The sequence below is a fragment of the Lentzea guizhouensis genome (assembly GCF_001701025.1).
Lineage (GTDB): Bacteria > Actinomycetota > Actinomycetes > Mycobacteriales > Pseudonocardiaceae > Lentzea > Lentzea guizhouensis.
In genome coordinates this window covers 3,740,611-3,766,073 of record NZ_CP016793.1, presented here as the reverse complement: position 1 = coordinate 3,766,073, position 25,463 = coordinate 3,740,611, and the positions used below count along the sequence as shown (strand labels likewise).

The 25,463-nt window shown below is 70.2% G+C and carries 27 protein-coding genes; 18 read left to right on the top strand and 9 right to left on the bottom strand.

Annotated elements, in window-relative coordinates:
* Positions 1-433: 433 nt before the first annotated feature.
* Positions 434-820: a hypothetical protein gene (locus tag BBK82_RS18925; protein ID WP_065916187.1), complete on the bottom strand. Its 387-nt coding sequence runs from the start codon at positions 818-820 to the stop codon at positions 434-436.
* 107 nt (positions 821-927) lie between these two features.
* Here BBK82_RS18925 and BBK82_RS18920 point away from each other — a divergent pair, with 107 nt between their 5' ends.
* Entirely contained in the window at positions 928-2,298 is a 1,371-nt protein-coding gene (locus tag BBK82_RS18920) for an MFS transporter (RefSeq protein ID WP_065916186.1), read from the top strand.
* Positions 2,258-2,875 carry a Maf family protein gene (locus tag BBK82_RS18915; protein WP_065916185.1) on the top strand — a complete coding sequence of 206 codons (618 nt, stop codon included), beginning with the start codon at positions 2,258-2,260 and terminating at the stop codon, positions 2,873-2,875. Before BBK82_RS18920 ends, BBK82_RS18915 begins: the two co-directional genes overlap by 41 nt.
* A gap of 156 nt (positions 2,876-3,031) precedes the next feature.
* On the opposite strand, the gene BBK82_RS52730 is transcribed toward BBK82_RS18915, so the two are convergent.
* Positions 3,032-3,280 (bottom strand): hypothetical protein, encoded by a 249-nt coding sequence (locus BBK82_RS52730; protein ID WP_218920631.1) that lies wholly within the window; start codon positions 3,278-3,280, stop codon positions 3,032-3,034.
* A 240-nt stretch (positions 3,281-3,520) separates the two neighbouring features.
* Here BBK82_RS52730 and BBK82_RS18905 point away from each other — a divergent pair, with 240 nt between their 5' ends.
* On the top strand, positions 3,521-4,804 hold the full coding sequence (locus BBK82_RS18905) for a dicarboxylate/amino acid:cation symporter (protein ID WP_065916184.1): 1,284 nt from the start codon (positions 3,521-3,523) through the stop codon (positions 4,802-4,804).
* On the opposite strand, the gene BBK82_RS18900 is transcribed toward BBK82_RS18905, so the two are convergent.
* Complete coding sequence (locus tag BBK82_RS18900) at positions 4,801-5,457, bottom strand: hypothetical protein (protein WP_154697382.1); 657 nt, start codon at positions 5,455-5,457, stop codon at positions 4,801-4,803. The two genes, BBK82_RS18905 and BBK82_RS18900, sit on opposite strands and share 4 nt — an antisense overlap.
* 134 nt (positions 5,458-5,591) lie before the next feature.
* Here BBK82_RS18900 and BBK82_RS18895 point away from each other — a divergent pair, with 134 nt between their 5' ends.
* The 8 genes from BBK82_RS18895 (at position 5,592) to BBK82_RS18860 (ending at position 12,321) form a co-directional block, all read left to right on the top strand.
* Positions 5,592-7,364, top strand: a complete 1,773-nt coding sequence (locus BBK82_RS18895; RefSeq protein ID WP_083268034.1) for an acetyl/propionyl/methylcrotonyl-CoA carboxylase subunit alpha — start codon at positions 5,592-5,594, stop codon at positions 7,362-7,364.
* A 105-nt stretch (positions 7,365-7,469) separates the two neighbouring features.
* Positions 7,470-7,856 carry a DUF1707 SHOCT-like domain-containing protein gene (locus BBK82_RS18890; RefSeq protein ID WP_065916181.1) on the top strand — a complete coding sequence of 129 codons (387 nt, stop codon included), beginning with the start codon at positions 7,470-7,472 and terminating at the stop codon, positions 7,854-7,856.
* On the top strand, positions 7,835-8,632 hold the full coding sequence (locus BBK82_RS48930) for an HAD family hydrolase (RefSeq protein WP_170067934.1): 798 nt from the start codon (positions 7,835-7,837) through the stop codon (positions 8,630-8,632). Before BBK82_RS18890 ends, BBK82_RS48930 begins: the two co-directional genes overlap by 22 nt.
* Before the next feature lie 10 nt (positions 8,633-8,642).
* Positions 8,643-9,209 carry a GNAT family N-acetyltransferase gene (locus BBK82_RS18880; RefSeq protein ID WP_083268032.1) on the top strand — a complete coding sequence of 189 codons (567 nt, stop codon included), beginning with the start codon at positions 8,643-8,645 and terminating at the stop codon, positions 9,207-9,209.
* 6 nt (positions 9,210-9,215) lie between these two features.
* Complete coding sequence (locus BBK82_RS18875) at positions 9,216-9,806, top strand: DUF3558 domain-containing protein (RefSeq protein ID WP_065916179.1); 591 nt, start codon at positions 9,216-9,218, stop codon at positions 9,804-9,806.
* 97 nt (positions 9,807-9,903) lie between these two features.
* Positions 9,904-10,269: a transcriptional regulator gene (locus BBK82_RS18870; RefSeq protein WP_065916178.1), complete on the top strand. Its 366-nt coding sequence runs from the start codon at positions 9,904-9,906 to the stop codon at positions 10,267-10,269.
* Position 10,270: 1 nt separating this feature from the next.
* Entirely contained in the window at positions 10,271-11,506 is a 1,236-nt protein-coding gene (locus BBK82_RS18865; protein ID WP_065916177.1) for a PPE domain-containing protein, read from the top strand.
* Positions 11,506-12,321: an ESX secretion-associated protein EspG gene (locus BBK82_RS18860; protein WP_083268031.1), complete on the top strand. Its 816-nt coding sequence runs from the start codon at positions 11,506-11,508 to the stop codon at positions 12,319-12,321. The genes BBK82_RS18865 and BBK82_RS18860 overlap by 1 nt, the downstream gene beginning before the upstream one ends.
* A gap of 76 nt (positions 12,322-12,397) precedes the next feature.
* On the opposite strand, the gene BBK82_RS18855 is transcribed toward BBK82_RS18860, so the two are convergent.
* Positions 12,398-12,847: a gamma-glutamylcyclotransferase family protein gene (locus BBK82_RS18855; RefSeq protein WP_045317832.1), complete on the bottom strand. Its 450-nt coding sequence runs from the start codon at positions 12,845-12,847 to the stop codon at positions 12,398-12,400.
* Between the two features lie 109 nt (positions 12,848-12,956).
* Here BBK82_RS18855 and BBK82_RS18850 point away from each other — a divergent pair, with 109 nt between their 5' ends.
* The 5 genes from BBK82_RS18850 (at position 12,957) to BBK82_RS18830 (ending at position 16,569) form a co-directional block, all read left to right on the top strand.
* Positions 12,957-14,360: an NAD(P)H-quinone dehydrogenase gene (locus BBK82_RS18850; RefSeq protein WP_065916176.1), complete on the top strand. Its 1,404-nt coding sequence runs from the start codon at positions 12,957-12,959 to the stop codon at positions 14,358-14,360.
* A gap of 118 nt (positions 14,361-14,478) precedes the next feature.
* Positions 14,479-14,913, top strand: coding sequence for a hypothetical protein (locus BBK82_RS18845; RefSeq protein WP_065916175.1), 435 nt, complete (start codon positions 14,479-14,481; stop codon positions 14,911-14,913).
* Positions 14,913-15,527 carry a class F sortase gene (locus BBK82_RS18840; protein WP_065916174.1) on the top strand — a complete coding sequence of 205 codons (615 nt, stop codon included), beginning with the start codon at positions 14,913-14,915 and terminating at the stop codon, positions 15,525-15,527. Before BBK82_RS18845 ends, BBK82_RS18840 begins: the two co-directional genes overlap by 1 nt.
* Positions 15,524-15,952 (top strand): hypothetical protein, encoded by a 429-nt coding sequence (locus BBK82_RS18835; RefSeq protein ID WP_065916173.1) that lies wholly within the window; start codon positions 15,524-15,526, stop codon positions 15,950-15,952. Before BBK82_RS18840 ends, BBK82_RS18835 begins: the two co-directional genes overlap by 4 nt.
* Positions 15,953-16,032: 80 nt before the next feature.
* Positions 16,033-16,569: a sortase domain-containing protein gene (locus BBK82_RS18830; protein ID WP_170067933.1), complete on the top strand. Its 537-nt coding sequence runs from the start codon at positions 16,033-16,035 to the stop codon at positions 16,567-16,569.
* A 137-nt stretch (positions 16,570-16,706) separates the two neighbouring features.
* On the opposite strand, the gene glpK is transcribed toward BBK82_RS18830, so the two are convergent.
* Both glpK and BBK82_RS18820 read right to left on the bottom strand, forming a co-directional pair.
* A complete protein-coding gene (glpK, locus tag BBK82_RS18825) occupies positions 16,707-18,215 on the bottom strand; it encodes a glycerol kinase GlpK (RefSeq protein WP_065916171.1) in 1,509 nt (502 codons plus the stop codon).
* A 14-nt stretch (positions 18,216-18,229) separates the two neighbouring features.
* Positions 18,230-18,973, bottom strand: coding sequence for an MIP/aquaporin family protein (locus tag BBK82_RS18820; protein WP_083268029.1), 744 nt, complete (start codon positions 18,971-18,973; stop codon positions 18,230-18,232).
* A 272-nt stretch (positions 18,974-19,245) separates the two neighbouring features.
* On the opposite strand from BBK82_RS18820, the gene glpD reads away from it, so the two are divergent.
* Together glpD and BBK82_RS18810 are read left to right on the top strand one after the other, a co-directional pair.
* Entirely contained in the window at positions 19,246-20,955 is a 1,710-nt protein-coding gene (gene glpD / locus BBK82_RS18815) for a glycerol-3-phosphate dehydrogenase (RefSeq protein ID WP_065921175.1), read from the top strand.
* Positions 20,956-20,982: 27 nt separating this feature from the next.
* Complete coding sequence (locus BBK82_RS18810) at positions 20,983-22,422, top strand: alkaline phosphatase D family protein (protein WP_065916170.1); 1,440 nt, start codon at positions 20,983-20,985, stop codon at positions 22,420-22,422.
* A 63-nt stretch (positions 22,423-22,485) separates the two neighbouring features.
* Here the strand turns inward: BBK82_RS18810 and BBK82_RS18805 are convergent, their stop codons facing one another.
* From BBK82_RS18805 to BBK82_RS18795, 3 genes are all read right to left on the bottom strand, one after another.
* Entirely contained in the window at positions 22,486-23,757 is a 1,272-nt protein-coding gene (locus tag BBK82_RS18805; protein WP_065916169.1) for an amidohydrolase, read from the bottom strand.
* On the bottom strand, positions 23,754-24,926 hold the full coding sequence (locus BBK82_RS18800; protein WP_065916168.1) for a M20 family metallopeptidase: 1,173 nt from the start codon (positions 24,924-24,926) through the stop codon (positions 23,754-23,756). The genes BBK82_RS18805 and BBK82_RS18800 overlap by 4 nt, the downstream gene beginning before the upstream one ends.
* A 214-nt stretch (positions 24,927-25,140) precedes the next feature.
* The gene (locus BBK82_RS18795) at positions 25,141-25,434 is read right to left on the bottom strand and encodes a hypothetical protein (RefSeq protein WP_065916167.1); all 294 of its coding nucleotides are present in this window, start codon (positions 25,432-25,434) and stop codon (positions 25,141-25,143) included.
* Positions 25,435-25,463 lie beyond the last annotated feature (29 nt).

Here is a 25,463-nt window from a genome sequence, read left to right as displayed (position 1 = left end):
TCAGGACAGGCCTCTCGCGCGGCTCCCCGGCGAACCACCGGGTCCAGCCGCGGATCTGCTCGTCGGTGAAATCGACGGGGTACTCGTGCCGCGCGCCGTCGCACAGCGGCCAGGATTCGTCGCACGGCCACAACATCGGGCCGCCGAGGTGGCTGTCGGTCCGGGTCGCCGTGCCCGGTGCGGGGTGGAGGCGGACGACCGGGCGGACCCAGTCGTCAATCCACGGGACCTAGCGGCCGTTGTCGGTGGGTCTGGCGCTCATGTCGGCTCCCCCGAGCTGACGCAGGGGTACCCCTGCGTTCGGATCCTCTGCGTCTCAACGTACTCACAGGGTCCGACAAGATCGGGTGGCGAGGGAGAGGCCAGGTCCGCGCCACCGGCGACGAAGGACTTCGACAGGCCGCGGATCGGCGAGCCAACCGAGGTCAAGGGTTCAGCAGGGAACGCGGCGGCTCTTCACGTCCGGCCCCACCGCCACCTCCCGGCAGCGCTCCTCCCCCTCCACCCGCAGCTTCAACGTCCAGAACACGCTGCCGTACGACTCGGTCGTCCGCAGGACCTGCGCGTTGGCGGTGGGGAGCGGCAGCCTCGACCGCAACGCCGGCTCCACCTGGGCCAGCAGCGCGTTCTCCGCGCGATCGACGGGATTGGCGAACGGCCAGATGGGTACGCCGTAGCCGATCGGGTCGCTCGCGAGCACTCCTCCAACGGCGCACGATCCAATGAGGCCGCCGAGAGCGACGAGCAGTGTGGCGATCCGTCTGCGCTTGCCTTCGCGATCGGAACCGCGTTCGGTGAGGACAAGCACCCAGCGCTTCACTCCACTGAGAGTGCCGACGGAGGAGGTGACCGCGCATCAGTAGTCCTACGCAATCCGCGGATCGGGCCAACTGGCGCGCCGTCTACGCCCTTTGTGTCGGCTTCTTCATGACTCTGCTCGACACCACGATCGTCAACGTTGCCATGCCCTCGATGCAGGTGGGGCTCAGCGCGTCCCTCAACGACATCATCTGGGTCAACAGCGCCTATCTGCTCGCGTTCGCGGTCCCCCTTCTCATGACCGGGCGGCTCGGTGACAGATACGGGCCAAAGCGGCTTTATCTGATCGGGCTGGTCCTCTTCACAGCAGCGTCGTTGGCGTGTGGGCTCGCGGGCAGTTCCACGGCGCTCATCGCCGCACGGGCGTTCCAAGGCCTGGGTGCCGCGGCCATGACGCCGCAGACGATGGCGTTCATCACGCACCTCTTCCCGGCGGACCGGCGGGGTGCGGCGCTCGGGATGTGGGGGTCGGTGGCGGGGCTGGCCACGGTGTCGGGGCCGTTGCTGGGCGGGGTGCTGGTGACGCACCTCGGGTGGCAGTGGATCTTCTTCGTCAACATCCCGATCGGGGTGCTGGCGCTGGTCCTGCTGGCGCTGTGGGTGCCTGACCTGCAGCCGGGCCGGGCGCACCGGTTCGACGTGCTGGGTGTGGTGCTGTGCTGCCTGGGGCTCGGCCTGCTGGTGTTCGGGATCCAGAACGGCGAGCACTACGGCTGGGGGCGGGTCGCGGGGCCCATCACGATCGCCGAGGTCATCGGGACGGGTGTGGCGTTCCTGGTCGCGTTCGTGCTCTGGCAGAACGCCAAGCGCAACCCGGAGCCGTTGCTGCCGTTGCGGATCTTCCGCAACCGCAACTTCTCGCTCGGCAATGTCGCGAACATCGCCATCGGGTTCACGGTGACCGCGTTCTTCGTGGCGCTGGTGCTGTTCCTGCAGACCGTGCCGAAGCTGTCGCCGCTGATGGCGGGGCTGGTCACGGCGCCGGCGTCGGCGATGTCCGGGCTGACGGCGATCTACGCGGGCAAGCGGTCGAACCGGGCCAACGCCAAGGTGCTGCCGATCAGCGGGTTTTTGTTGCTGGTGGCGGGCATCGGCGCGATGACGTTCCTCCTGCACGACGGCGACCAGTGGGTGCTGCTGCCGGCGCTCGTCGCCATCGGCACCGGCATGGGGCTGGTGTACTCGCCGCTGACGAACATCTCCACCAGGACGCTCGACCGGTCGCTGCTGGGCGCGGGTGCGGGCATCTACAACACCTCGCGGCAGTTCGGGAACGTGCTGGGCAGCGCGGCGACGGGTGCGGTGCTGCAGGTCACGCTGGCGGCGACCGGCGACTTCACCGCGGCGGTGCGGGTCACGTTCTGGGTGTTGATCGCGGTGCTGCTGGTCGGGCTGGTCGCGGCCGCTGCCTTCCGCACGCCCGTGACAGACTCCGAACGTGCACCTGATCCTGGCCTCACAGTCCCCCGCCCGTCTTAGCGTGCTGGAAGCCGCGGGCGTCACGCCCGTGGTCCGCGTCTCCGGTGTCGACGAGGACGCGCTGGTCGCGTCGCTCACCGACCCCACGCCGGAGGAGACGGTGATCGCGCTGTCCGCGGCCAAGGCCGAGGCGGTCGAGCACGACGACGAGTGCGTGGTCATCGGGTGCGACTCGATGCTGCTGTTCGACGGCGAACTGCTCGGCAAGCCGGGCACGGTGGAGGTCGCGCGGGAGCGGTGGCAGCGGATGGCCGGCAAGAGCGGCGTGCTGATCACCGGCCACACCGTGCTGCGCGTGTCCGGTGGCGAGGTGGTCGGCAGGGCGTCGGCGGCCGAGTCGACGACGTTGCGGTTCGGCACGCCCAGCGAGGAAGAGCTGGAGGCGTACCTCGCGACGGGTGAGCCGTTGCACGTCGCCGGCGGCTTCACGATCGACGGGCTGGGCGGCTGGTTCGTCGACGGCATCGACGGCGACCACACGTCGGTGATCGGCATCAGCCTGCCGCTCACCCGGCGGCTGCTGGGCCGGGTGGGCGTTCCCGGTGTCCACACTCTGTTGACATCCTCTCCGTCTTAAAGGGCGGAGATTCCCCCCACGCTGTGCGGAGCACCGCGAAATGCGTCAGACCCAGGTCGATGCCGACCTCGGACTCGGCGGTCGGCAGTGCCTCGTCCTCCTTCGTCGTGACGACGAACGAGGCGAAGTACCGGCCGGCCGCGTCCTTGACGATCGTCACCGAGGACGGTTCCGCGGGCAGCTCACGCGACCAGCGCACGCAAGGTCACCGATCTTCGGCAACCGCAACCGCCCGTTGCCCAGCACCGCGAACCGGGCGTTGCGGGTGAACCGGATGGCCTGCCGGTTGCCCTTGCGCTTGCCCATGACCGAGGCGAAGAAGTTGCGGTACGCGGTGTTCAGATCCGCCAGCGCCTGCTGCAACACCACCGCCGACACCTCGCCCAGCCACGGCACCTGACCCAACTGCAAAAGATCATGCGGGTCTGACCCGCCACTACTGGCGAGCAGTCCACATACTGGTAGCCCTGGTCACAGTTCACCCGATCGGGGAAGACTGCCCCCGGAGCACGCGTTGGGGGTACGCGGTGAACGAGTTTTTGACGCGTCGTCGAACCATCGACCTCGGACGCAGGACGAGCACGGGCTGTACGGGCCACTAGCCCCCAGCCCTGTTCCGCTCATCCCTGCCCAGGAGATGTTCCGATGTCGCTCGTCCAGACATACCGCAAGCCCAAGGTCTTCGGCCTCACCGTCCTCGCCGCGCTGGTGCTCGGCGCCCTCGCCGGCTGGCTCGGCAAGGGCACGTGGCTCGCGCCCGTGCTCGCCTGGATCGGCAGCAACTTCACCAAGCTGCTGCAGCTCACCGTCATCCCGCTGGTGTTCACCGCGATCGTCGTCGGCATCGCGTCGCTGCGGCGTCTCGGCGGCGGCCGCACCGCCGCGCGCCTCGGCGGCAAGACGTTCCTGTGGTTCGGCATCACGTCGCTCATCGCCGTGCTGATCGGCCTCGCGGTCGGCGCGGTCCTCAAGCCCGGCACCGGCGTGCAGATCGAACCCGCCGCCGGCGCCGTCGACAAGCTCGCCAAGCGCGCGTCCGGCTCGTGGAGCGCGCTGCTCGACAACGTGATCCCGTCGAACATCTTCAGCGCCTTCACCGAGGGCGACGTGCTGCAGGTCGTGTTCATCGCGGTGCTCGTCGGCTTCGCGGCCTACGCGCTGGGCGAGAAGGCGGCGCCGTTCACGAACCTGGTGCACTCGTTCTTCGACATCGTGCAGAAGGTCGTCGGCTGGATCATCCTGCTGGCGCCGATCGGCATCTTCGGCCTCATCGGCAACGCCGTCGCGACCTACGGCAACTCGTTCGTGCGTCCGCTGTTCTCGTTGATCGCCGCGGTCTACCTCGGCACCGCGCTCGTGCTCTTCGTCGTCTACCCGGTGCTGCTGAAGTTCGTCGGCAAGGTCTCGCCGGTCGAGTTCTTCCGCAGGTCGTGGACGGCGATCCAGTTCGCGTTCGTGTCGCGGTCCTCCGGCGCCACGCTCCCGTTGTCCCGCAAGGCGGCCACCGACCTCGGCGTCTCGCAGGAGTACGCGAACTTCGCCGTGCCGCTGGGCACGACGACCAAGATGGACGGCTGCGCCGCGGTCTACCCGGCCGTCGCGACGATCTTCATCGCGAACCTCTTCGGCATCCAGCTCTCGGTGTGGCAGTACGTCGGCATCGTCGCGGTGGCCGTGTTCGGCGCGTTCGCCACGGCGGGCACGACCGGCTGGTACACCATGCTCACGCTGACGCTGGGCGTGATCGGCCTGCCGCCGCAGGTGATCGCGACCGGTGTGGCCGTGGTCTACGCGATCGACCCGATCCTGGACATGATCCGCACCGCGACCAACGTGGCCGGGCAGATCACCGTGCCCGTGCTGGTGGCGCGCAGCGAGAACCTGATCGACGACGGCGCTCCCGCCGAGAAGGAGCTCGTGAACGCCTAAGTGTTCGCGCAGGGACGGAGCTGAGACAACTTCGGCGCCGGTGTGGGCCAGCCTGGCAGCTGCTCCCGCGCCGGCGCCGGTTGCGTGCAGCCGATGTCCGGGCCCAGCGCGCTGAAGACCTGCACGAACGCGTTCCTGCACTGCCCTCCGCACGCGAGCTGCGCGGCGACGATGTCGGCGACGCCATCCTCGTCCACGTCGTGCAGCCCCAGGTAGGCGGCGCTGGCCAGGTAGGTCGTCTGGATGCGCGACCAGGTGCCGTTCTTGCGGACCAGCACCTCGCCGAGCACCTTGTTGTTGTGCGGGCCGCGCACCAGGCACACGCCGACCGCCGCGTCCCGGCACAGCAGCGAGTCGCCGTTGATCGTCGCGCCCGCCTCCGCGGTGGTCATCTCGAAGATGAACGTGCCGGTCTGGCCGGTCACCCTGATCCGCCCGCCGCCGGTGCCGCCGAGCAGTTCCACCATGTCGCCGCCGACCGATCTGCCGACGATGGATTGGCAGACGGTGGTCCCGCAGCGCATTCCTCCGCCGTCGCCGGATTGACCTGAATCGGTGTGGTCCGGGCGCTGGAAATAGGCGAACACCAGCCCCGCTACGACCACGACGGCAGCGGCGGCGGCGACCACCTGCGAGGACCTGGCTGCACCCACAGAGCAGATTGTGGCCGATGGGCCGAGGATGGTTGTGAAGTGAGCCGTCTCTCCCTCTCCGAGTTCACCGATTTCCGTAGACTGCGGCACCAGCCAGAGCCGTAATTGCCGGTCCCAGCAGGAGGTACGACGCCGTGTCGCTGCGCAAGGTCCTCATCGCCAACCGCGGTGAGATCGCCGTCCGGGTCATCCGCGCCTGCAAGGACGCCGGACTGACGAGCGTCGCCGTCTACGCCGATCCCGACCGCGACGCGCCGTTCGTGCGGCTCGCCGACGAGGCGTTCGCACTGGGCGGCAACACCCCTGGCGAGAGCTACCTGTCGATCGAGAAGGTGCTGAACGCCGCCGCGCAGTCCGGTGCCGACTCCGTGCACCCCGGCTACGGCTTCCTGTCCGAGAACGCCGAGTTCGCCCAGGCCGTGCTCGACGCGGGACTGGTCTGGGTCGGCCCGACCCCGCAGGCGATCCGCGACCTCGGCGACAAGGTGACCGCGCGGCACATCGCGATGCGCGCCGGCGCGCCGCTGGTGCCCGGCACCAAGGACCCGGTGTCCGGCCCCGACGAGATCATCGCGTTCGCCTCCGAGCACGGGCTGCCGGTCGCGATCAAGGCCGCGTTCGGTGGTGGCGGCCGTGGCCTGAAGGTCGCGCGGACTGTGGAGGAGATTCCCGAACTGTTCGACTCCGCGGTGCGCGAGGCCGTGACGGCGTTCGGCCGCGGCGAGTGCTTCGTCGAGCGCTACCTGGACAAGCCGCGCCACGTGGAGGCTCAGGTCCTCGCCGACACCCACGGCAACGTGATCGTCGTCGGCACCCGCGACTGCTCCCTGCAGCGCCGCCACCAGAAGCTCGTCGAGGAGGCGCCCGCGCCGTTCCTGACCGACGAGCAGCGCGCGACGATCCACTCGTCGGCGAAGGCGATCTGCCTGGAGGCGGGCTACCACGGCGCCGGCACGGTCGAGTACCTCGTGGGCCTCGACGGGTCGATCTCGTTCCTGGAGGTCAACACCCGCCTGCAGGTCGAACACCCGGTGTCGGAGGAGACCACGGGCCTCGACCTGGTGCGCGAGCAGTTCCGCATCGCCGCGGGCGAGAAGCTGCGGTTCACCGAGGACCCGGCGCCGCGGGCGCACTCGATCGAGTTCCGGATCAACGGCGAGGACGCGGGCCGCGGCTTCCTGCCCGCGCCGGGCACGGTGACCACGTTCGTCGCGCCGTCCGGCCCCGGTGTCCGGGTGGACGCCGGCGTCGAGAGCGGCTCGGTGATCGGCGGGCAGTTCGACTCGTTGCTGGCCAAGCTGGTCGTCACCGGCGAGAACCGCGAGGAGGCCCTGGCACGGGCCCGGCGCGCGCTCGACGAGATGGTCGTGGACGGCATGGCGACCGTGCTGCCGTTCCACCGCGTGATCGTGCGCGACGCGGCCTTCACCGCCGAGAAGCCGGAGGGGTTCACCGTGCACACGCGGTGGATCGAGACGGAGTTCGACAACCGGATCGAGCCGTTCACGGGCGCGGCGGACGCCGGCTCGGAGGAGACGCCGCGGCAGACCGTGGTGGTCGAGGTCGGCGGGCGGCGGCTGGAGGTGTCGCTGCCGGGTGATCTGGCGGTGGGGGCGCGGCCGGCGGCTTCGGCTTCGAAGAAGCCCGCGAAGTCCTCGAAGCGCGCGGGCGGGAAGTCGGCTGCGGCGTCGGGTGACGCGGTGGCGGCGCCGATGCAGGGCACGATCGTGAAGGTGGCGGTGGAGGACGGGCAGACCGTCGAGGCCGGGGACCTGATCGTGGTGCTGGAGGCCATGAAGATGGAGAACCCGGTGACGGCGCACAAGGCGGGAACGGTGACGGGGCTGGCGGCGGCGCCCGGTGACCCGATCACGCAGGGGACCGTGATCTGCGAGCTGAAGGACTGAATCCGGGCGGGGACGCGGGCTCGCTCGGCGGTGAGCGGGCTCGCGGGCACTGTGATCTGCGGGCGTTCGGACCGGACGCCGCGCGCGCTCACCTACGATTGAGGGGTGAGCGACCCGTCACGGGACATCCGCATCGGTGATGCCGAGCGCAGCCAGGCGTTGCAGGTGCTCGGTGAGCACATGAGCGCCGGCCGCATCGACGTGAACGAGTACGGCGAGCGGTCCGCGAAGATCACCACTGCGAAGACCCGCGGTGAGCTGCTCGCGCTGTTCTACGACCTGCCGGACCCGCGGCCGCAGTTCGTGGTGCCCACGCCGATGTTCGACCAGCCGACCCGCCTGCCCGCGCGCAGGTGGGAGGGCGCGGTCGTGCCGGTGGTCGGGGTCGCGGTGCTGATCGCGTTCTTCGTGCTCGTGAAGAACCCGCTGATCTTGCTGCTCATCCCCGCCGTGGCGCTCCTGTGGGGCCAGTGGAACGGACGCCGGCGCTGAAACCGTTGCTGTTGCTCGATCTCGACGGAGTGGTGCGGGTCTTCCCGCCGACGCCGCCGGAGATCGCGGCCGTCGCGTTCGAGCCGGAACTGCTCGGCAGGGCCGTCCGGGGTGAGATCACCGACGCCCAGTGGCGGGATGAGATCGCCGCGCGGGTCCCGCCGGGCGAGGTCGCCCGCTGGTCGGTCGTGGGTGAGGTCGTGCCGGAGGCGTTGGAGCTGGTCAGGGCCGCGCGGAAGCAGTGCTTCGTGGCGTTGCTGTCGAACGCGACCACGCGGCTCGAGGCGGACCTGGCGCAGCTCGGGCTCGACGGGGAGTTCGACGCGGTCTTCAACTCGGCGCGGCTGGGGGTCGCGAAGCCCGACCACGCCGTCTACCGGCGGGTGCTCGACGAGCTCGGGTACCCGACGGGAGTGTTCTGCGACGACACGGCCGAGAACGCGCTGGCGGCGACCGAGGCCGGGTTGGACGGCGTGCACGTGCCGGACACGCGGGCGCTGCGGGTCGCGCTGGCGACGCGGGGCCTCATCCCGCCGACCGTGCTGGTGATCCTCCCCGACCGCGACGAGGCCGAGGAGCTCGCCCAGGAGCTGCTCGAAGAGGGCTGGGCGCCCGCGCGGGTGCACCGGGACATGCTCGCCGGCGAGGACGACGCCGAGGACGTGGACTGGGTGGTCGAGCTGACCACCGCGCCCGACGGCACGCCGGCCTCGGCGCACCGGCCGGAGCTCGACGAGCTCGCGGAACGGCACGACGGGTTCACCGGCGCCCACTAGCCTCACCCGCGTGGAGCCAGTGGAGATCAACGCGGGTGAGTACTACCTGAGGGCGTTCCGCCGCGACGACCGGATCAACGACGTCCCCGCGATCGTCGAGGCCTTCGCCGACGAGGACACCCGCCGGTTCCTGCCGCGGATGGGCCTGCACAACGAGGCGGCCGCCGAGATCTTCGTCGACTACCTGACCGCCGGCTGGACCTACGAGCAGCGCGTCTCGTGGGCGGTGTGCGACGCGACCACGGCCGAGGTGCTGGCCGGGGTGGTGCTCAGGGACCTCGACCTGCAGATGGGGGTCTGCGAGGTCACCTGCTGGACGCAGCCGGCGCACCGGGGCAGGGGCGTGCTGACGACCGCGTTGAGCTCGACGCTCGCGTTCGCGTTCGGCGGGCTGGGCGTGCACCGGGTCGCCTACCGGCACGCCACGTCGAACAAGGCGTCGCAGCGGATCGCGGAGAAGTGCGGATTCACCCTTGAGGGTCGTCTTCGCGGCGAGACGATCGTCGATGATCAGCGCGAAGACATGATGCTCTGGTCCCGGCTGGCCACGGACCCCGCCCCAGAGCAGCTACGGTGACCGGCCATGCGGAACCGAGCGCTCCTCGCCGGCGCGGTCGTCGCGGTGGTCGCGGCCGGGTGCACCACCCCGCCGGACCGGAGCTCGGGCGACAGCGGCACGCCCGCACCGGCGCCCACGACCACGGTGACCAGGCCGTCCTTCGCACCCCGGCCACTGGCGATCCCGCTGAACGACGTCGACCCGTGCGCCGTCCTGACGCCTGACCAGCGCCTGTCGCTGAGCCTTGACAACCCGCCGAGCCCGTACGTCGAGACCAGCTTCGGCGGCGCGAAGGCGTGCACGATCCGCAGCACGACGAGCGGCAACGTCGCCCGGCTCGCGCTCGTCCTCGTCTCCGGGGCCGACGTGTGGCTCTCGGAGAACGCCCAGGTGGACTACACGCTCGGCACGATCGAGGGCTACACGGCGGTTACCGTCCGCACACCCGAGATGGACGACGTCTGCACCGTCGAGGTCGACGTCGCGGAAGGCCAGTTCCTCGACGTCATGTTCCGCGACGGAGGCAATTCCGGTGCGGTACAACAAGATCATTTGTGCCTCGGAGCCCAGCGGGTGGCCGAGGCGGCGATGGCCAGTTTGATCCACCGGCGCTGACCCACACGGGGGGATGTCACCCATCGCACTCCCCAGCGTTACCTTCGGTGGTTAGAGTGACGGAGCGCTTGTAGGCACAACCGCCGGAGGTTCCACCATGCCGCCAGGGGGACGCAGCGGGGCAGACTCCTCGCCGCCCGTCCAGCACCAGCTGAACGTGGAACCGGAGGCGATCCCCGCGTTGCGCAGCACCTTCTCGGCCGCGCTGACGAAGCTCGACAAGCAGATCGAGCTCGCGATCACCGAGTTCCGGGTGCGGCCGTGGGCGGGTGACCCGGTCAGCGCCGAGGCGGCGGAGAAGTTCAACGAGCGGTCCGTCACCGACGGCGACTCCGCGCTGGAGGCGCTGCAGAACTACCAGCGGCAGCTCAAGACAGCGATGGACAACCTCAACCAGATCGAGCGCCAGTACCGCGTCGTCGAGGGCGACAACACCGGCCTGATGGGGAAGAGTGGTTGCTGAGATGGTCGAGCACCGCTGGCAGGGCTACAGCCACGAAGAGCTCTACGAACGCATCCACGCCGGTCCCGGCGCCTCCGCCTCGCACGCCTCGATCGAGCGCTGGTCGGGCGTGTCGTCCGCGCTGAGCGAGATCAACGACGACCTGCACCGCGGCATCGCCAAGTCCGGCGCGCACTGGCAGGGCAAGGCGGCCGAACAGGCCGCCGCCGGCATGAACCCGCTCGCCGCCTGGGCCGACGGCGCCCGCGGCGGTGCGGACGTGATGCGCTACTCGGCCGAGCTGCAGGCCGACCACATCGCCAAGGCCCGCGCCGACATGCCCGCACCGGTCAAGGTGACCGCGGAGCAGCCCGGCGCGTTGATCACCGGCATCACGCACCTCTTCGGCGGCCAGACCGACCACGAGAAGCAGGAGGCGGCCGCGGACTCGGCCGAGCGCCGCGCCCGTGAGGTCATGGCCACCTACGCGTCGTCCACGACGGCGAACACCTCGACCCTGGGCCAGTTCACCCAGCCCCCGCAGCTGCAGATCAGCGCGTCCGGCATCACGTCGAACAGCGGCCCCGGCGTGCACACGACCGGCGGCTGGGTCGTGGGCCCGCGTGGCGGAGCGGGCGCCGTCCCGCGCACCCGCTCCGGCTCCGGCGGTCGTGGCTCGACCGTCGCGCCCCGCGGTGGTGGCGGCAACACGGCGCCCGGCACCGCACCCGGCACCGCACCGGGCACGTCCACGCGCACCTCGGGCGTGTCGCCGGCTGCGACGACGGGTACGGGCACCGGATCGCCGTCCTCCACGGGCAGCTCCGGCCCGGTCGGCACCGGCGCCTCGGGCACCGCGGGTACCGCGGGTGCCGTGCCAGGTCAGCGTTCCGGCAAGAACTCCTCCTCGTCGAACGGTGAGGTGCGGGAGATGGAGGAGGGCGCGACCGCGGCGTCGTCCTCGGTCATCAACCCGCTGGCCGGCCACTCGGCGTCGGCCGCCGGCGTGAGCACGCCCGGCGGTCCGGCGATGGGCTCCTCCGCGGGCACCATCGGCGGCCAGAACGGCGACCGCGTCCACCAGCGCGCCGTGCCGCTGCCGCAGTCGTACGACCCGTTCGGCGGCATGGGCCCGCGCAAGGGCGAGGAAGAGGAGGACATCGAGCACAAGGCTGCCGACTACCTCCGCGAGCGCGACGACATCTACGGGATCGGCAGCTACACGCTGCCGGTGATCGGGGAGAGCACGACCGACTGATGACGCTGCTGGGCCTGGACTTCGGGATGAGCGACACGCGAGACCCGGTGATCATCTCCGCGCTGGAGTTCGACGTCCTCTGGGAACACCTGGGCCTGGAGACGATGCCGCTCGTCCTCAAGGTCCCCTCGCCGGGCAAGACCCGGGAGGAACGCCGCGACCTGGAGGACCAGGTCTGGCGTCAGCTCGGCGCCCGCGGGCTGGGCGGCCCGCGAGCCCTGGACCCGACCCTGGAAGACCTGCTGCACGTCCTCAACCGGCCGCAGCAGGAGATCGACGCCCGCATCTGGCTCGACGAGCGCAGCGTCCGGGTGCTGGCCGCGGGCAAGGGCCAGGCGGGTGTGCTGGCCGTGCTGGACGGCGGCCAGCTGGTCCTGCGCCCGGCGGAGGCGGACGGCCTGCCCCGCGAGGCGCTGACGGTCCTGCCGTCGGCCCAGGCGGGCGAGGGCCACTCGATCACCCTGCCGTCGGCGGACCTGGACGCAGCGGCGTCCTCAGCGGCCTCGCCGGAGGACCTCGAACAGCACCTCCGCTCCAGGAGCCTGCGCGCCGACGACGCCCACACCCTGGCCGAGATGGTCCGCGACGCGACCAACCGCGGCCAGTTCGGCGCGGCGGCCCGCGACAAGTGGGGCAAGCGGGTGCGGCCGGACCGCGTGGTGTCGTTCTACGACACGCCGAAGGGCCGCTACCTGCAGATGAGGCGCGCCACACCGGGACAGCCGCCGTGGTCGACGATCAGTCCGGTGGACTACCGCAGGCTGCACCACCACCTCGTCGAACTGCTCGACGAGGCCACCGGCCGCCCTGCCTGACGGTCACGCGGGAGTCCCACGTTCCCTTCTGGGGCACGTGGGGGCCCCGCGTGCCCGCCGAGAAGGGGACGAGGGGTCAGGGGCCGATGCCCTGGCAGGGGCGGGTGCGCAGGTCGTTCACGTAGTCGTCCGGCGCACCGGCGGCCTCCGCGGCATCGGCGACCACCCCGATGTACCGCGCGGACGGCAGCCCGCCCTCGTACGCGTCGAGCACGTACAGCCAGGCCACGACCGAACCCTCGAGGGTCTGCACCCGCAGCCTGATCTTCTTGTACAGCCCGAGCGCCCCCTCCCACCGGTCCAGGCGCGACTCGTCACGCGGTGACACGTCGTAGAGCACGCAGAACGTCTGCTGGTCCGGCTCCTCGACGATGGTGGCGAGCGCGCCCTCCCAGCCGAGGTCCTCGCCGCCGAAGGTCAGACGCCAACCCACGAGCCAGCCGGTCCCCGCGAGCGGGGAGTACGGGGCTCGCTCCATCATCTGGTTCGGATCCATGTTCGATCCGTACGCGGCATAGAGCGGCACGTCCGACAGAGTAGCGACTCGACGATCAGCTTTCGGTCCTGGCGACACGGCGGTTCACGACAACGCGTACGGTTGTGCCGGCCAGCAAGCGCGCAGAAGGGAACTGATCGTGACCCGCATCGTCATCATGGGCGGCGGACCCGCAGGTTACGAGGCAGCCCTGGTCGCGGCGCAGCACAGCGCTGACGTGACCCTGGTGGAGAACGACGGGGCGGGTGGCGCGTGCGTGCTGTACGACTGCGTGCCGTCCAAGACCTTCATCGCGTCGGCGGGGGCTCGCAGTGCCTTCCGCAACGCCGGTGAGCTGGGCATCCAGACCAACAACGACCAGGCGGCGGTCGACCTGCCGGTCGTGCACGGCCGGGTGAAGGGCCTCGCCCTCGCCCAGTCCGCGGACGTCAGGGCGCGGTTGCAGCGCGAGGGCGTCCGGCTGGTCAACGGCAGGGCCAGGTTCGCGGACGGGTCGAAGGGCCTCGCCCAGCACCGGGTGGTCGCGACCACCCCGGACGGCGCGGAAGAGGTCCTCACCGCCGATGTGGTGCTCATCGCGACGGGTGCCACCCCGCGCGTGCTGCAGGGCGCTGAGCCCGACGGCAAGCGCGTCCTGACCTGGCGGCAGATCTACGACCTGCCCGAACTGCCCGAGCACCTGGCCGTCATCGGCTCCGGTGTGACCGGTGTGGAGTTCGCCAGCGCCTACACCGAGATGGGCGTGAAGGTGACGATGGTCTCCAGCCGGGACCGGGTGCTCCCCCACGAGGACGCCGACGCGGCCGCGGTGCTGGAGGACGTGTTCGCCGAGCGCGGCACGGCCGTGGTCAAGCACGCGCGGGCGGACAAGGTCGAGAACGTCGGTGACGGCGTCCTGATCCACCTGGAAGACGGTCGCACGATCGAGGCGTCGCACGCCCTGATGACCGTCGGCTCCGTCCCGAACACCGACGACATCGGCCTCGACAAGATCGGCATCGAGCTCGGGCGCGGCGGCTACATCCCGGTCGACCGGGTCAGCCGCACGAACGTCAGCGGCGTCTACGCGGCCGGCGACTGCACCGGCGTGCTGCTGCTCGCCTCGGTCGCCGCCATGCAGGGCCGCATCGCGATGTGGCACGCGCTGGGCGAGGGCGTCAGCCCGATCAAGCTCAAGACCGTCGCCGCGAACGTCTTCACCAACCCCGAGATCGCCAGCGTCGGCATCAGCCAGCAGGCCATCGACTCGGGCGAGGTGCCGGCCCGCACGATCGTGCTGCCGCTCGCCACGAACCCCCGCGCCAAGATGGAGGGCCTGCGCCGCGGCTTCGTGAAGCTGTTCTGCCGCCCGGCCACCGGCGTGGTCATCGGCGGCGTCGTGGTGGCGCCGAACGCGAGCGAGCTCATCCTGCCGATCGCGCTGGCCGTGCAGAACCAGCTGACGGTCGAGCACATCGCCACGACGTTCTCGGTCTACCCGTCGCTCTCGGGCTCCATCACCGAGTCGGGCCGCCAGCTCATGCGGCACGACGACCTGGACTAGAGAACTTCGCTCTCCCCCGGCAACCGAACCGCCTCCACGGGCGTGTCCGTTGCACGAGGTTGCTCACCACCGTCCACACGGGACGGTGGTGAGCGCCGAAAGTCCTGGGGGGAACGAGATGAACCGCACCGCACCCGTTCTCGGCCTGACCGCCGCCGCTCTCGCGCTGGTCTTCACGCCGGCCGGCAACGCCCAGTCCGGCGACACGTACTCGCTCGACAAGGCCGAGTACCTGCCCGGCGAGACCATCACCGTCTCCTACGACGTGACCGCGAACTGCGAGGGCACGGTCGGCTCCACCGGGTTCGTCGGCCACGTCGCACCCGAGTTCCAGCTCGACCCGCCGAACATCATGCGCACCAAGGCGACCGCCGGCAACTGGGCCGGCGAGTACCGCACGTCGCTGAAGTGCGGTGGCGAGTACGTGTCCAAGTCGTTCCGCGTCCTGGAGCAGGCGAAGGCACCTGAGGCACCCGCGCCCGTGCAGAAGCCCAAGGCCCCGATCGTGAAGCCGAAGGGTGCGCCGCAGACCGGTGGCGGCGGCACGGTCTGATGAAGCGCCTCGCCCTCGCGGTGGCGGCACTGGCGCTCCTCGGTGCCTGTGCCGCCCCACCGGCCCCCGAGCTCCCGGCCGCACCACTTCCGCCAACCACCACGACAGCCGACGCGACGACACCGAGTTCGAGCCGGGGACTGCCACCGTCGGAACCCACCGAGGTCCGCATCCCGAAGATCGGCGCGGTGTCCTCGCTCGTCCCGCTGGGCCTCAACCCCGACGAGACCGTCGAGGTGCCACCGGTCGAGCAGCCCATGCAGGCCGGGTGGTACCGCCACGCCCGCACGCCGGGCGAGCCGGGACCGGCCGTAGTCCTCGGCCACGTCGACGGCAACAGGCAGGCCGGGATCTTCTTCCGGCTCAAGGAGCTCGTCGCGGGTGACGAGGTCGTGGTGTCCAGGAAGGACGGTACGACCGCGACGTTCCGCGTGCGCCGCACCGAGCAGATCGCCAAGGACAGCTTCCCGACGGAGGCCGTCTACGGCGACACCGACGTCCCCGAGCTGCGCTTGATCACCTGCGGTGGCAGCTACGACCAGGCCGCGCGCAGCTACCGGGACAACGTGATCGTCTACGCAACGCTCGTTCAAGACCAGAAGGGGGAAACATGAAGGGAACGAAGAGAACCACCGCCGCACTGACCATCCTCGCCGCGGTCGTGCTGACCCCGGCCGCCACCGCCCAGCCGGGAGACGTGCCGCGCGACTTCCTCGACCAGGCCGAGTACGCGCCCGGCGGGGTCGTGAAGATCGAGCTCGGCCCGCTGTACAACTGCGCACCGGAGGCCACCTCGGCCGGGTTCGCCGCGCCGATCAAGCTGAACCCGGTGCCCACCGCCACGATCGGCGAGGGCGAGGCGGCCGCGACACCCGGCACCTACCAGGCGCGGATCTTCTGCAAGGCGGGGTCGCTCGTGGACAGCTTCACGGTCAAAGCTCCCGTGACCACCACCACACCACCACCGCAGAAACCCGCCAAGCCTCCGGTCAAAAAGCCCAAGGGTGCACCACAAACGGGTGGCGGCGGCACGGCGTGACGCACCGGCGCAATGTCGATCACGTTCATCTCCCTTGATCGACCGAGCAACTAACCCACCGGATGTGCGTCAATGAGTTCGTGGGGACTCGTGTCTTGATCGCGGTGCTGAGCGTTGCCCTGCTCACCGGCTGTTCGACGGGGCCGGCACCGAAGCCGACGGCGGCGACGAGCGACAGCGCTCCGCCGCCGGTGGTGTCGCCGTTGGGCGACTCGGATCCGATGGAGCTGAGGGTCGAACGCATCGGCGTGCGGTCGTCGTTGATCCAGCTGACGCTCGGCGCCGACGGTGCCGTGCAGATGCCGCCCGCCAACGAGGGCATGCAGGCCGGTTGGCACCAAACGCATCCGAAGCAGTGGATCATCGTCGGCCGGATCGAGAGCAACGGGGCCCGCGGCGTGTACTACCGGCTGAACGACCTGTCCGCCGGCGATGTCGTCGAAGTGTCCAAGAAGGACGGTTCGGTGGCGCGGTTCACGGTGACGCACACCGAGCGGACGATCCGCGACGACTACTTCGCCGCGGCCGTGGCGAAGGACGCGGACTTCGAGGGGCTGCGGCTGATCACGTGCGGCACCCGCGACAACGTGATCGTGCACGGGGTCCCGGTTGCCTGACAGGCCGCGAGTTCGTGCCGGTCGTCCGGTCACCCGCTCGTGCCGAAATCGGCGAAGCCCATTTCGGCACGAGTGAGTCGGCCGGACGACCGGCTTCTCGACGAACTCACCGCGCGAGCGGAGCGAGCGCCAAAAACTCAGTCCTCCACCCAGTCGAAGGTCTTCGTGACGGCCTTCTTCCAGTTCGCGTACTCCGACGTGCGGCGGGAGTCGTCCATCTGCGGCTCCCACTGCTTGTCCATCGCCCAGTTCTCGCGGATGTCGTCCTCGGTCTCCCAGAACCCGACCGCGAGCCCGGCCGCATAAGCCGCACCCAGCGCGGTCGTCTCCGCGACGACCGGCCGGATCACCGGCACTCCCAGGATGTCCGCCTGGAACTGCATCAGCAGCTCGTTCACGACCATGCCGCCGTCGACCTTCAACGCGGTCAGGTCCACACCGGAGTCGGCGTTCATCGCGTCGAGCACCTCGCGCGTCTGGAACGCGGTCGCCTCCAGCACCGCACGCGCCAGGTGGCCCTTGTTGACGAACCGGGTGAGGCCCACGATCGCGCCGCGGGCGTCGGACCGCCAGTACGGCGCGAAGAGGCCCGAGAACGCCGGCACGAAGTAGGCGCCGCCGTTGTCCTCCACGCGCCGCGCGTGCTCCTCGATCTCGGCCGCGCTGCCGATCATGCCGAGGTTGTCGCGCAGCCACTGCACCAGCGAACCGGTGACCGCGATCGAGCCCTCCAGCGCGTAGACGGGCGCCGCCTCGCCGATCTTGTAGCAGATGGTGGTGAGCAACCCGTTTTCGCTCATCACCTTCTCGGTGCCGGTGTTGAGCAGCATGAAGTTGCCGGTGCCGTAGGTGTTCTTGGCCTCGCCGGGCGAGAGGCAGGCCTGGCCGAACGTCGCCGCCTGCTGGTCGCCGAGGATGCCGGCGATCGGCACCCCGGCCAGCGCGCCGCGTTCACGCACCTGGCCGTAGACCTCCGACGAGGACCGGATCTCCGGCAGCATCGACATCGGGATGCCCATGTCCGAAGCGATCGAGGAGTCCCACTGCAGGGTGTCGAGGTCCATCAGCATGGTGCGGGAGGCGTTCGTCGGGTCGGTGACGTGCACGCCGCCGTCGACCCCGCCGGTCATGTTCCACAGCACCCAGGTGTCCATGTTGCCGAACACCAGGTCGCCCGCCTCGGCCTTCTCCCGCGCGCCCTCGACGTTGTCGAGGATCCAGCGGACCTTGGGGCCGGAGAAGTAGGTCGCCAGCGGCAACCCGACCTTGGCGCGGTACCGCTCCTGACCGCCGCCCAGCGCACCCAGCTCCTGCACGATCTTGTCGGTGCGGGTGTCCTGCCAGACGATGGCGTTGTAGACGGGCTCGCCGGTGTTGCGGTCCCACACCACCGCCGTCTCGCGCTGGTTGGTGATGCCGACGGCGGCGATGTCGGCGGTGGTCAGGTCGGCCTTGGCGAGCGCGCCCGCGGCGACCTGGCGGGTGTTCTGCCAGACCTCCTTCGGGTCGTGCTCGACCCACCCGGCCTTCGGGAAGATCTGCTCGTGTTCCTTCTGGTCGACCGACACCACCCGCCCGGAGTGGTCGAAGATCATGCAGCGGGTCGACGTGGTGCCCTGGTCGATCGCGGCCACGTACTGGGTCATGCGCGTGTGTCCTTTCAGACCGGGAGAACCAGGTAGAGCAACGCCGCGAGCGCGGCGCCGACCAACGGGCCGACGACGGGCACCCACGAGTAGCCCCAGTTGGCGTTGCCCTTGTTGCGGATGGGCATGAGGAAGGCGTAGGCGATGCGCGGACCGAGGTCACGCGCCGGGTTGATGGCGTAGCCGGTGGGGCCACCGAGGGACGTGCCGATCACGAGGACCACGAACGCCACGCCCGCGTAGCCGAGCGCCGAGTTGCCGAACTGCGGCAGCCCGCCCTCGGCGGCCTTCGCGGGCGGGGACAGCAGGATCCACGCGACGAGCACGAACGTGCCGATGACCTCGGAAACGGTGTTCCACAGGGCGTTGGGCACGGTCGGGCCGGTGGAGAAGATGCCGAGCGTGTTCTGCGGCTCGTGGTGCGTGTCGAACTGCAGCTTGTAGGTCGCCCAGCAGAGCATCGCGCCGATGATGGCGCCGAGCATCTGGCCGAGGACGTAGAACGGCACGTCACCCCACGGCGTCTTGTCCGCGATGGCGAGCCCGAACGTGACGGCCGGGTTGAGGTGCGCGCCGCTGGGGTTCGCGATGCTCGCGCCGGTGAAGACCGCGAACGCCCAGCCGATGTTGACGAACAGGAAACCCGTGCTGTTGCCGAGCGTGTCTTTGAGCACCTGGTTCGCGACAACACCGGTGCCCAGGAGGATGAGGACCGCGGTCCCCAGCAGCTCCCAAACGAAGATCGAGCCTGCACTCATCGTCGACCTCCTTCGTCTGCGGCCAGGAGGGAGCGCAAACCCGGAGGTCAGGCCGCGCTGCCCGCCTACAACGTGCTCGGACGCTATTACCGGGCTGATCAGTTGTCCATGCCAAGCCAGTGGGACCGGGCCGGTGGAACCCGGCCTCCGCGCCCGTGGGCGGACGGCGGTAGCTGCAGGTAACGTGATCCGCGAGTCGTCACAGGGAGGCGCCTGCCGTGGCAACGCGAAAGAACGCAGCTCCAGCACCGCACACCCATGCCGAACCTCCGATCACCGGCAGGCTGGGGCCCGCCGAGCGCGAGGAGGCGTGGCGGCGTTTGGAAGCCGAGACGTTCGACGTCGTCGTGGTCGGCGGTGGTGTGGTCGGTGTCGGCGCGGCGCTCGACGCGGCCACACGCGGCCTGCGGGTGGCGCTGGTCGAGGCGCGTGACCTGGCGTCCGGCACGTCGAGCCGCTCGTCCAAGCTCTTCCACGGCGGCCTGCGCTACCTGGAGCAGCTGGAGTTCGGTCTGGTCCGCGAGGCACTGCGCGAACGCGAGCTGATGCTGACCCGGATCGCACCGCACCTGGTGAAGCCCGTCGCGTTCCTCTACCCGCTGTCGAACCGGCTCTGGGAACGCCCGTACACCGCGGCCGGGCTGTTCCTCTACGACACGATGGGCGGCGCCCGGTCCGTGCCGGGGCAGAAGCACCTCACCCGTGCGGGTGCCCAACGGCTCGTGCCGGCGTTGAAGCGCGACGCGTTGATCGGCGGCATCCGCTACTACGACGCCCAGGCCGACGACGCCAGGCACACGATGATGGTCGGCCGCACCGCCGCGCACTACGGCGCCGTCGTGCGGACGTCGACGCAGGTGGTCGGCTTCCTGCGGGAGGCGGACCGGGTGTCCGGCGTGCGGGTGCGGGACGTCGAGGACGGCCGTGAGGTCGACGTGCGCGCCCACGCGGTGATCAACGCGACCGGTGTGTGGACCGACGAGCTGCAGCGGCTGTCGGGCTCGCGCGGCCGGTTCCGGGTGCGGGCGTCGAAGGGCGTCCACATCGTGGTGCCGCGCGACCGGATCGTGGCCGAGGCGGGCATGATCCTGCGCACCGAGAAGTCCGTGCTGTTCGTCATCCCGTGGCGCAACCACTGGATCGTCGGCACCACCGACACGGACTGGAACCTCGACCTCGCGCACCCCGCGGCGACCAAGCACGACATCGACTACATCCTCGAACACGTCAACTCGGTGCTCGCGACCCCGCTGACGCACGACGACATCGAGGGCGTCTACGCGGGCCTGCGCCCGTTGCTGGCCGGCGAGTCCGACTCGACCTCGAAGCTCTCCCGCGAACACGCCGTGGCCCGCGTGGCGCCCGGCCTGGTCGCGATCGCCGGCGGCAAGTACACGACCTACCGCGTGATGGGCGCGGACGCCGTGGACGCGGCGCACGTCGACCTGCCGGGCCGCATCCAGCCGTCGATCACCGACAAGGTCCCGCTGGTGGGCGCCGACGGCTACCACGCCCTGGTCAACCAGGCCGACCAGCTGGCGGCGAAACACGGCCTGCACCCGTACCGCGTCCGCCACCTCCTGGACCGCTACGGCTCACTGGTGCACGAGGTCCTCGGCCTGGCCACCGGCAACCCCGAGCTGCTCAAGCCGATCACCGCCGCCCCCGACTACCTCCAGGTCGAGGCCGTCTACGCCGCCTCCCACGAGGGCGCCCTGCACCTGGAGGACGTCCTGACCCGCCGCACCCGCATCTCGATCGAGTACGCCCACCGCGGCGTCGACTGCGCGGAGGCCGTCGCCCGCCTGGTGGCCCCGGTCCTCGGCTGGGACGACGACACCGTGAAGCGCGAGATCGAGGTCTACAACGCGCGCGTCGAGTCCGAACGCACCTCCCAGACCCAGGCCGACGACCAGGCAGCCGACGCGGTCCGCGCCGCAGCACCGGAAGCCCGCCCGCAGTTGACCGAACCCGTGAGCTGACGCCCCGGCCTCGGGCATGCTGGCGGCATGTCTGGGGTTGGTCGTCGAACGTTCCTGAAAGCCACAGCCGCCGCCGGTGCCGCCACCACAGCCGTCTCCGGCACCGCGCACGCCTCTTCCGCACCCGTCTTCGAGCACGGCGTCGCCTCCGGTGACCCGCTGCCCGACGGCGTCCTGCTGTGGACCCGCGTGGTCACCACCGCGCCCGTCCGCTGGGAGGTGGCCCGCGACGCCACCTTCACCCGCGTCGTGGCCCGCGGCCGCACCACGACCGGCGCCCACCGCGACCACACCGTGAAGGTCGAGGTCTCGGGCCTGCGCCCGGCCACCCACTACTACTACCGCTTCACCACGGCCGACGTGGTCTCCCCCGTCGGCCGCACCAAGACCGCTCCCCGCCCGTCCGACGACTGCGGCTCACTGCGCTTCGGCGTCGTCTCCTGCTCGAACTGGATCGCCGGCCACTTCGCCGCCTACGGCTACCTCGCCTCCCGCGACGACCTGGACGCCGTCATCCACCTCGGCGACTACGTCTACGAGTACTTCGAGCCGGGCGTCCGCGTCACCGAACCGCAGCGCGAGTGCGAAACGGTCGACGACTACCGCACCCGCCACGCCCAGTACAAGACCGACCCCCACCTGCGGGCCCTGCACGCCGCCCACCCCGTGATCGCCACCTGGGACGACCACGAGTCGGCCGAGAACTCCTCCGCCATCGGCTCCCCGGTCCACGACCCGGCCACCGAGGGCCCCTGGGCCATCCGCCTGGCCGCGGCCACCCAGGCCTACTTCGAGTGGATGCCGGTCCGCGAGGGCAAACTGACCCGCCGCCTGCAGTTCGGCCGCCTCGCCGACCTCACCATGCTCGACCTGCGCAGCTACCGCACCGACACCACCATCCTGGGCACCGCGCAGCGCAACTGGCTCGCCTCGTCACTGACCGACGGCTGCGTCCGCTGGAAGCTGGTCGGCAACTCGGTGATGCTGGCCCCGCTGAAGATCCCACCCCTGCCGGGCCTGCCGCCGACGAACACCGACCAGTGGGACGGCTTCCCCGCCGACCGCGACCACGTTCTCCGCGCCCTCGACCGCGCGGGCATGAAGAACGCGGTGTTCCTGACCGGCGACATCCACTCGTCGTGGGCGATCGACGTCCCGTTCGGCGAGACGACGGTGGCCACGGAGTTCGTGTCGACCTCGGTCACCTCGGACAACTTCGACGAGCGGATCGGCGTGCCACCGCGGACGGCGTCCTTGCAGATCGAGGCACAGTTCCGCGCGCTGAACCCGCACGTGAAGTTCGTGGAGCTCGACTCGCACGGCGCGCAGGTGCTGACGGTGACGCCGGAGCAGGTGCAGATGGACTGGCACTACGTGGCGGACAAGCGCGACCCGAACACCGCGACCACGAAGGCCCACTCCTGGCGCACCCAGCACAACATGGCCCAGGTGGAACAGGTCCTCTGACGCGAACGGCGTCTGCAAGTACCACCAACTCGCAGTTGGTAGTACTTGCAGACGCCTTTGCAGCTAGGCCAGGGCGGCGAGAGCCGTGTGCACCATCACCCGCACACCGACGAGCAGTGCGCGCTCATCCAGGTCGAACGTCGGCTGGTGCAGGTCACGCTGCTTCTCCACCCCGTTCCACACGCCGAGGCGTGCGAACGAGCCGGGCACGTGCTCCAGGTACCACCCGAAGTCCTCACCACCGGACGACTGCTCAGTCCCGGCCAGCGCATCGTCCCCGAGCGCGGCCTCGATCCCGGCCCGCAGGATCTGCGTCGACTCGCGCTCGTTGACCACCGGCGGCACGCCGCGGCGGTGGTGCAGGTCGAACCCGACCCCGGTCGGCAGCAGGAGTCCGGTCACCAGGTCCTTGACCAGCGGCTCCAGCTCAGCCCAGATGTCGCGGTCCCCGGTGCGCAAAGTCCCCCGCACCAGCCCGTCCTGCGGCACCGCGTTCGGCGCCTCACCAGCGTGAACAGCCCCCCACACCAGCACGGTGCCGGAACGAGGATCGACCCGGCGGGACAACATCGTCGGCAGCCCGGTGATCACCGTCCCCAGCGCGTGCACCAGGTCGGCGGTCAGGTGCGGACGGGACGTGTGCCCGCCCGGCGACGAAAGCCGCAGCTCAAGCAGGTCAGAGGCGGACGTGATGGCGCCGATGCGCGTTCCGATGCGGCCCACCTGCAGCCGCGGGTCGCAGTGCAGCCCGAAGATCCGCTCGACACCGTCCAGCCCACCGGCGGCGAGCACGTCGAGCGCTCCGCCCGGCATGACCTCCTCGGCCGGCTGGAACACGAGCCGCACGCGGCCGGGCAGCTCGGTGGCGGACGCGAGAGCCAGCGCCGCCCCCAGCAGCACCGCCGTGTGCGCGTCGTGACCGCACGCGTGCGACACACCGTCCACAGTGGACGAGAACGGCGAGCCGGTGTTCTCGGGCAGCGGCAACGCGTCCATGTCGGCGCGCAGGGCGACGATGCGGGGACCGCGGCCGATGTCGCAGATCAGGCCGGTGCCGCCGGGCAGCACGCGGGGCTTGAGGCCGACCTCGCGCAGCAGCTTGGCCACGAGCTCGGTCGTGTTGTACTCGCGCCGGGAGAGCTCGGGGTGGGCGTGGATGTGCCTGCGCCAGGCGACGATGTCCGAGGCGTGTGCCTTCAACCAGTCGTCGAGCCAGGCGGGGCCGCGGCCCTCTCCGAGATCATCCACACCGGACATGCTCACCCCGGTGGGGTCGACGAGCATCTCAGGGGAGGACATCGTGGCGCCGGAAGGGCGTGAGTCCAGGACCGTCATGCGGCACCTCCGCTGGCCAGCAGGCGTTCGCGCTGCTGGGGATCGGTGGCTGTCGCGATCGTCGTCCAGGCCATGGCGAGTGCTCCTTCGAGCACCGCGCGATCGGCCGATGCGGACGCACAGGCGGTCGCGAACTCTTGTTGGTGGTTCACCGCGTCTCCGCAGTCGATGGCGATGGTCGGGTGGATGGCGGGCAACACTCTGGTGACGTTGCCCATGTCGGTGCTCCCGATCTTCTTGCCCGCTTCCTCTTCTCGGGAGAGCGGTCGTCGTCCCAGCTCGGTGGCCGCGTGCCGGTAGGCATCGGCGAGCCAGAGGTCGGGAGTCAGCTCGGCGTAGATCGGTGAGACCTGCACGACCTCATGGGTGCAGCCGGTCGCTAATGCTCCGGCGCCGAAACAGTCCCGGATCCGGTTCTCCAGGCGCTGCAACGATTCCAGGTTCTCCGCCCTCACATCGAACATCGCCGATGCGCGCGCGGGTATTACGTTGGGGACCGTTCCGCCGTTGGTCACGATGCCGGTGACCATCTGGCCGGGCTCGAGGTGCTGCCGCAGCAGGCTGATCGAGATCTGCGCGACGGTGACCGCGTCGGCGGCGTTGATGCCCAGGTGCGGGGCGGCGGCCGCGTGTGACGGCTTGCCGCTGTAGTGCACCTCGAGGTCGGTGATGGCCAGCGACTTCGCCGCGCACGCCTCGTACGGCGCCGGGTGCACCATCATCGAGAACGAGACGTCGTCGAACACGCCCCGTTCCAGCATCAGCACCTTGCCGCCGCCGACCTCTTCCGCCGGAGTTCCGATCACCTTGATGGTGATACCCAAACGGTCGGCGATGTCACGCAACGCGAGCGCGGTGCCCACCGAGGCGGCGGCGATGACGTTGTGCCCGCACGCGTGCCCGACCTCGGGCAACGCGTCGTACTCGGCGCAGAGACCCAGCACCAGCTCGCCGTCGCCGAACGTCGCGACGAACGCCGTGTCCAGGTCAGCGACACCGGAGTCGACCTTGAAACCCTCGCGGGCCAGCAGGGAGGTGATCTTCTCGGCGCTGCGGTGCTCCTCGAACGCCAGCTCAGGTTCGGCGTGGATCGAGTGCGACAGGTCCACCAGCGCGTCGGAGTACCGCTCGACGGTCGAGCGTGTGCTGATCTTCAAGTCGGTACTCATTTGCCACCATCCTGCATCACCACTCCGGGGACCCGGTGCGCTGATGATGATCAACCGGCTGGCCGGTCGCAGCGCTGCGCCGAGCGGCGAGCGAGTTTCGGTCTGACCGATCAACGATGACGCAGATGGTCGGGAAGCACGCTTAATTTTGACTATTACGTCCCATCAAGTGGGACACGTCGCCTCGCGCGGTCGAACCCCGGACGTCCTCGGGTCAGCCCTTCTTGGCCGCTCGTGCCTTCCTCCACGCCGCCCACCGCTTCTTGTTGCGGTAGTAGACGATCGCGAAGAGCACCAGCGCGATCCCGCCCATCCACAGCTTCTGCTTGGTCTCCTGCCGCTGCTCCGGCGAGGGTTCCTGCGGCGAGTCGACGGCCGGACCGGGGTTGACCGTCGTCTGCACAGCCGCGACCACGGGGGCGTTCGCGCTCTCCTCCGCGACGGCGGTCCCGGCGATCCCGAGAACGCTCATCAGCGCGAACACGCAGGCCAGCAGCAACCTCGACATGCCATGAACTCTACAACGAATACCACGTT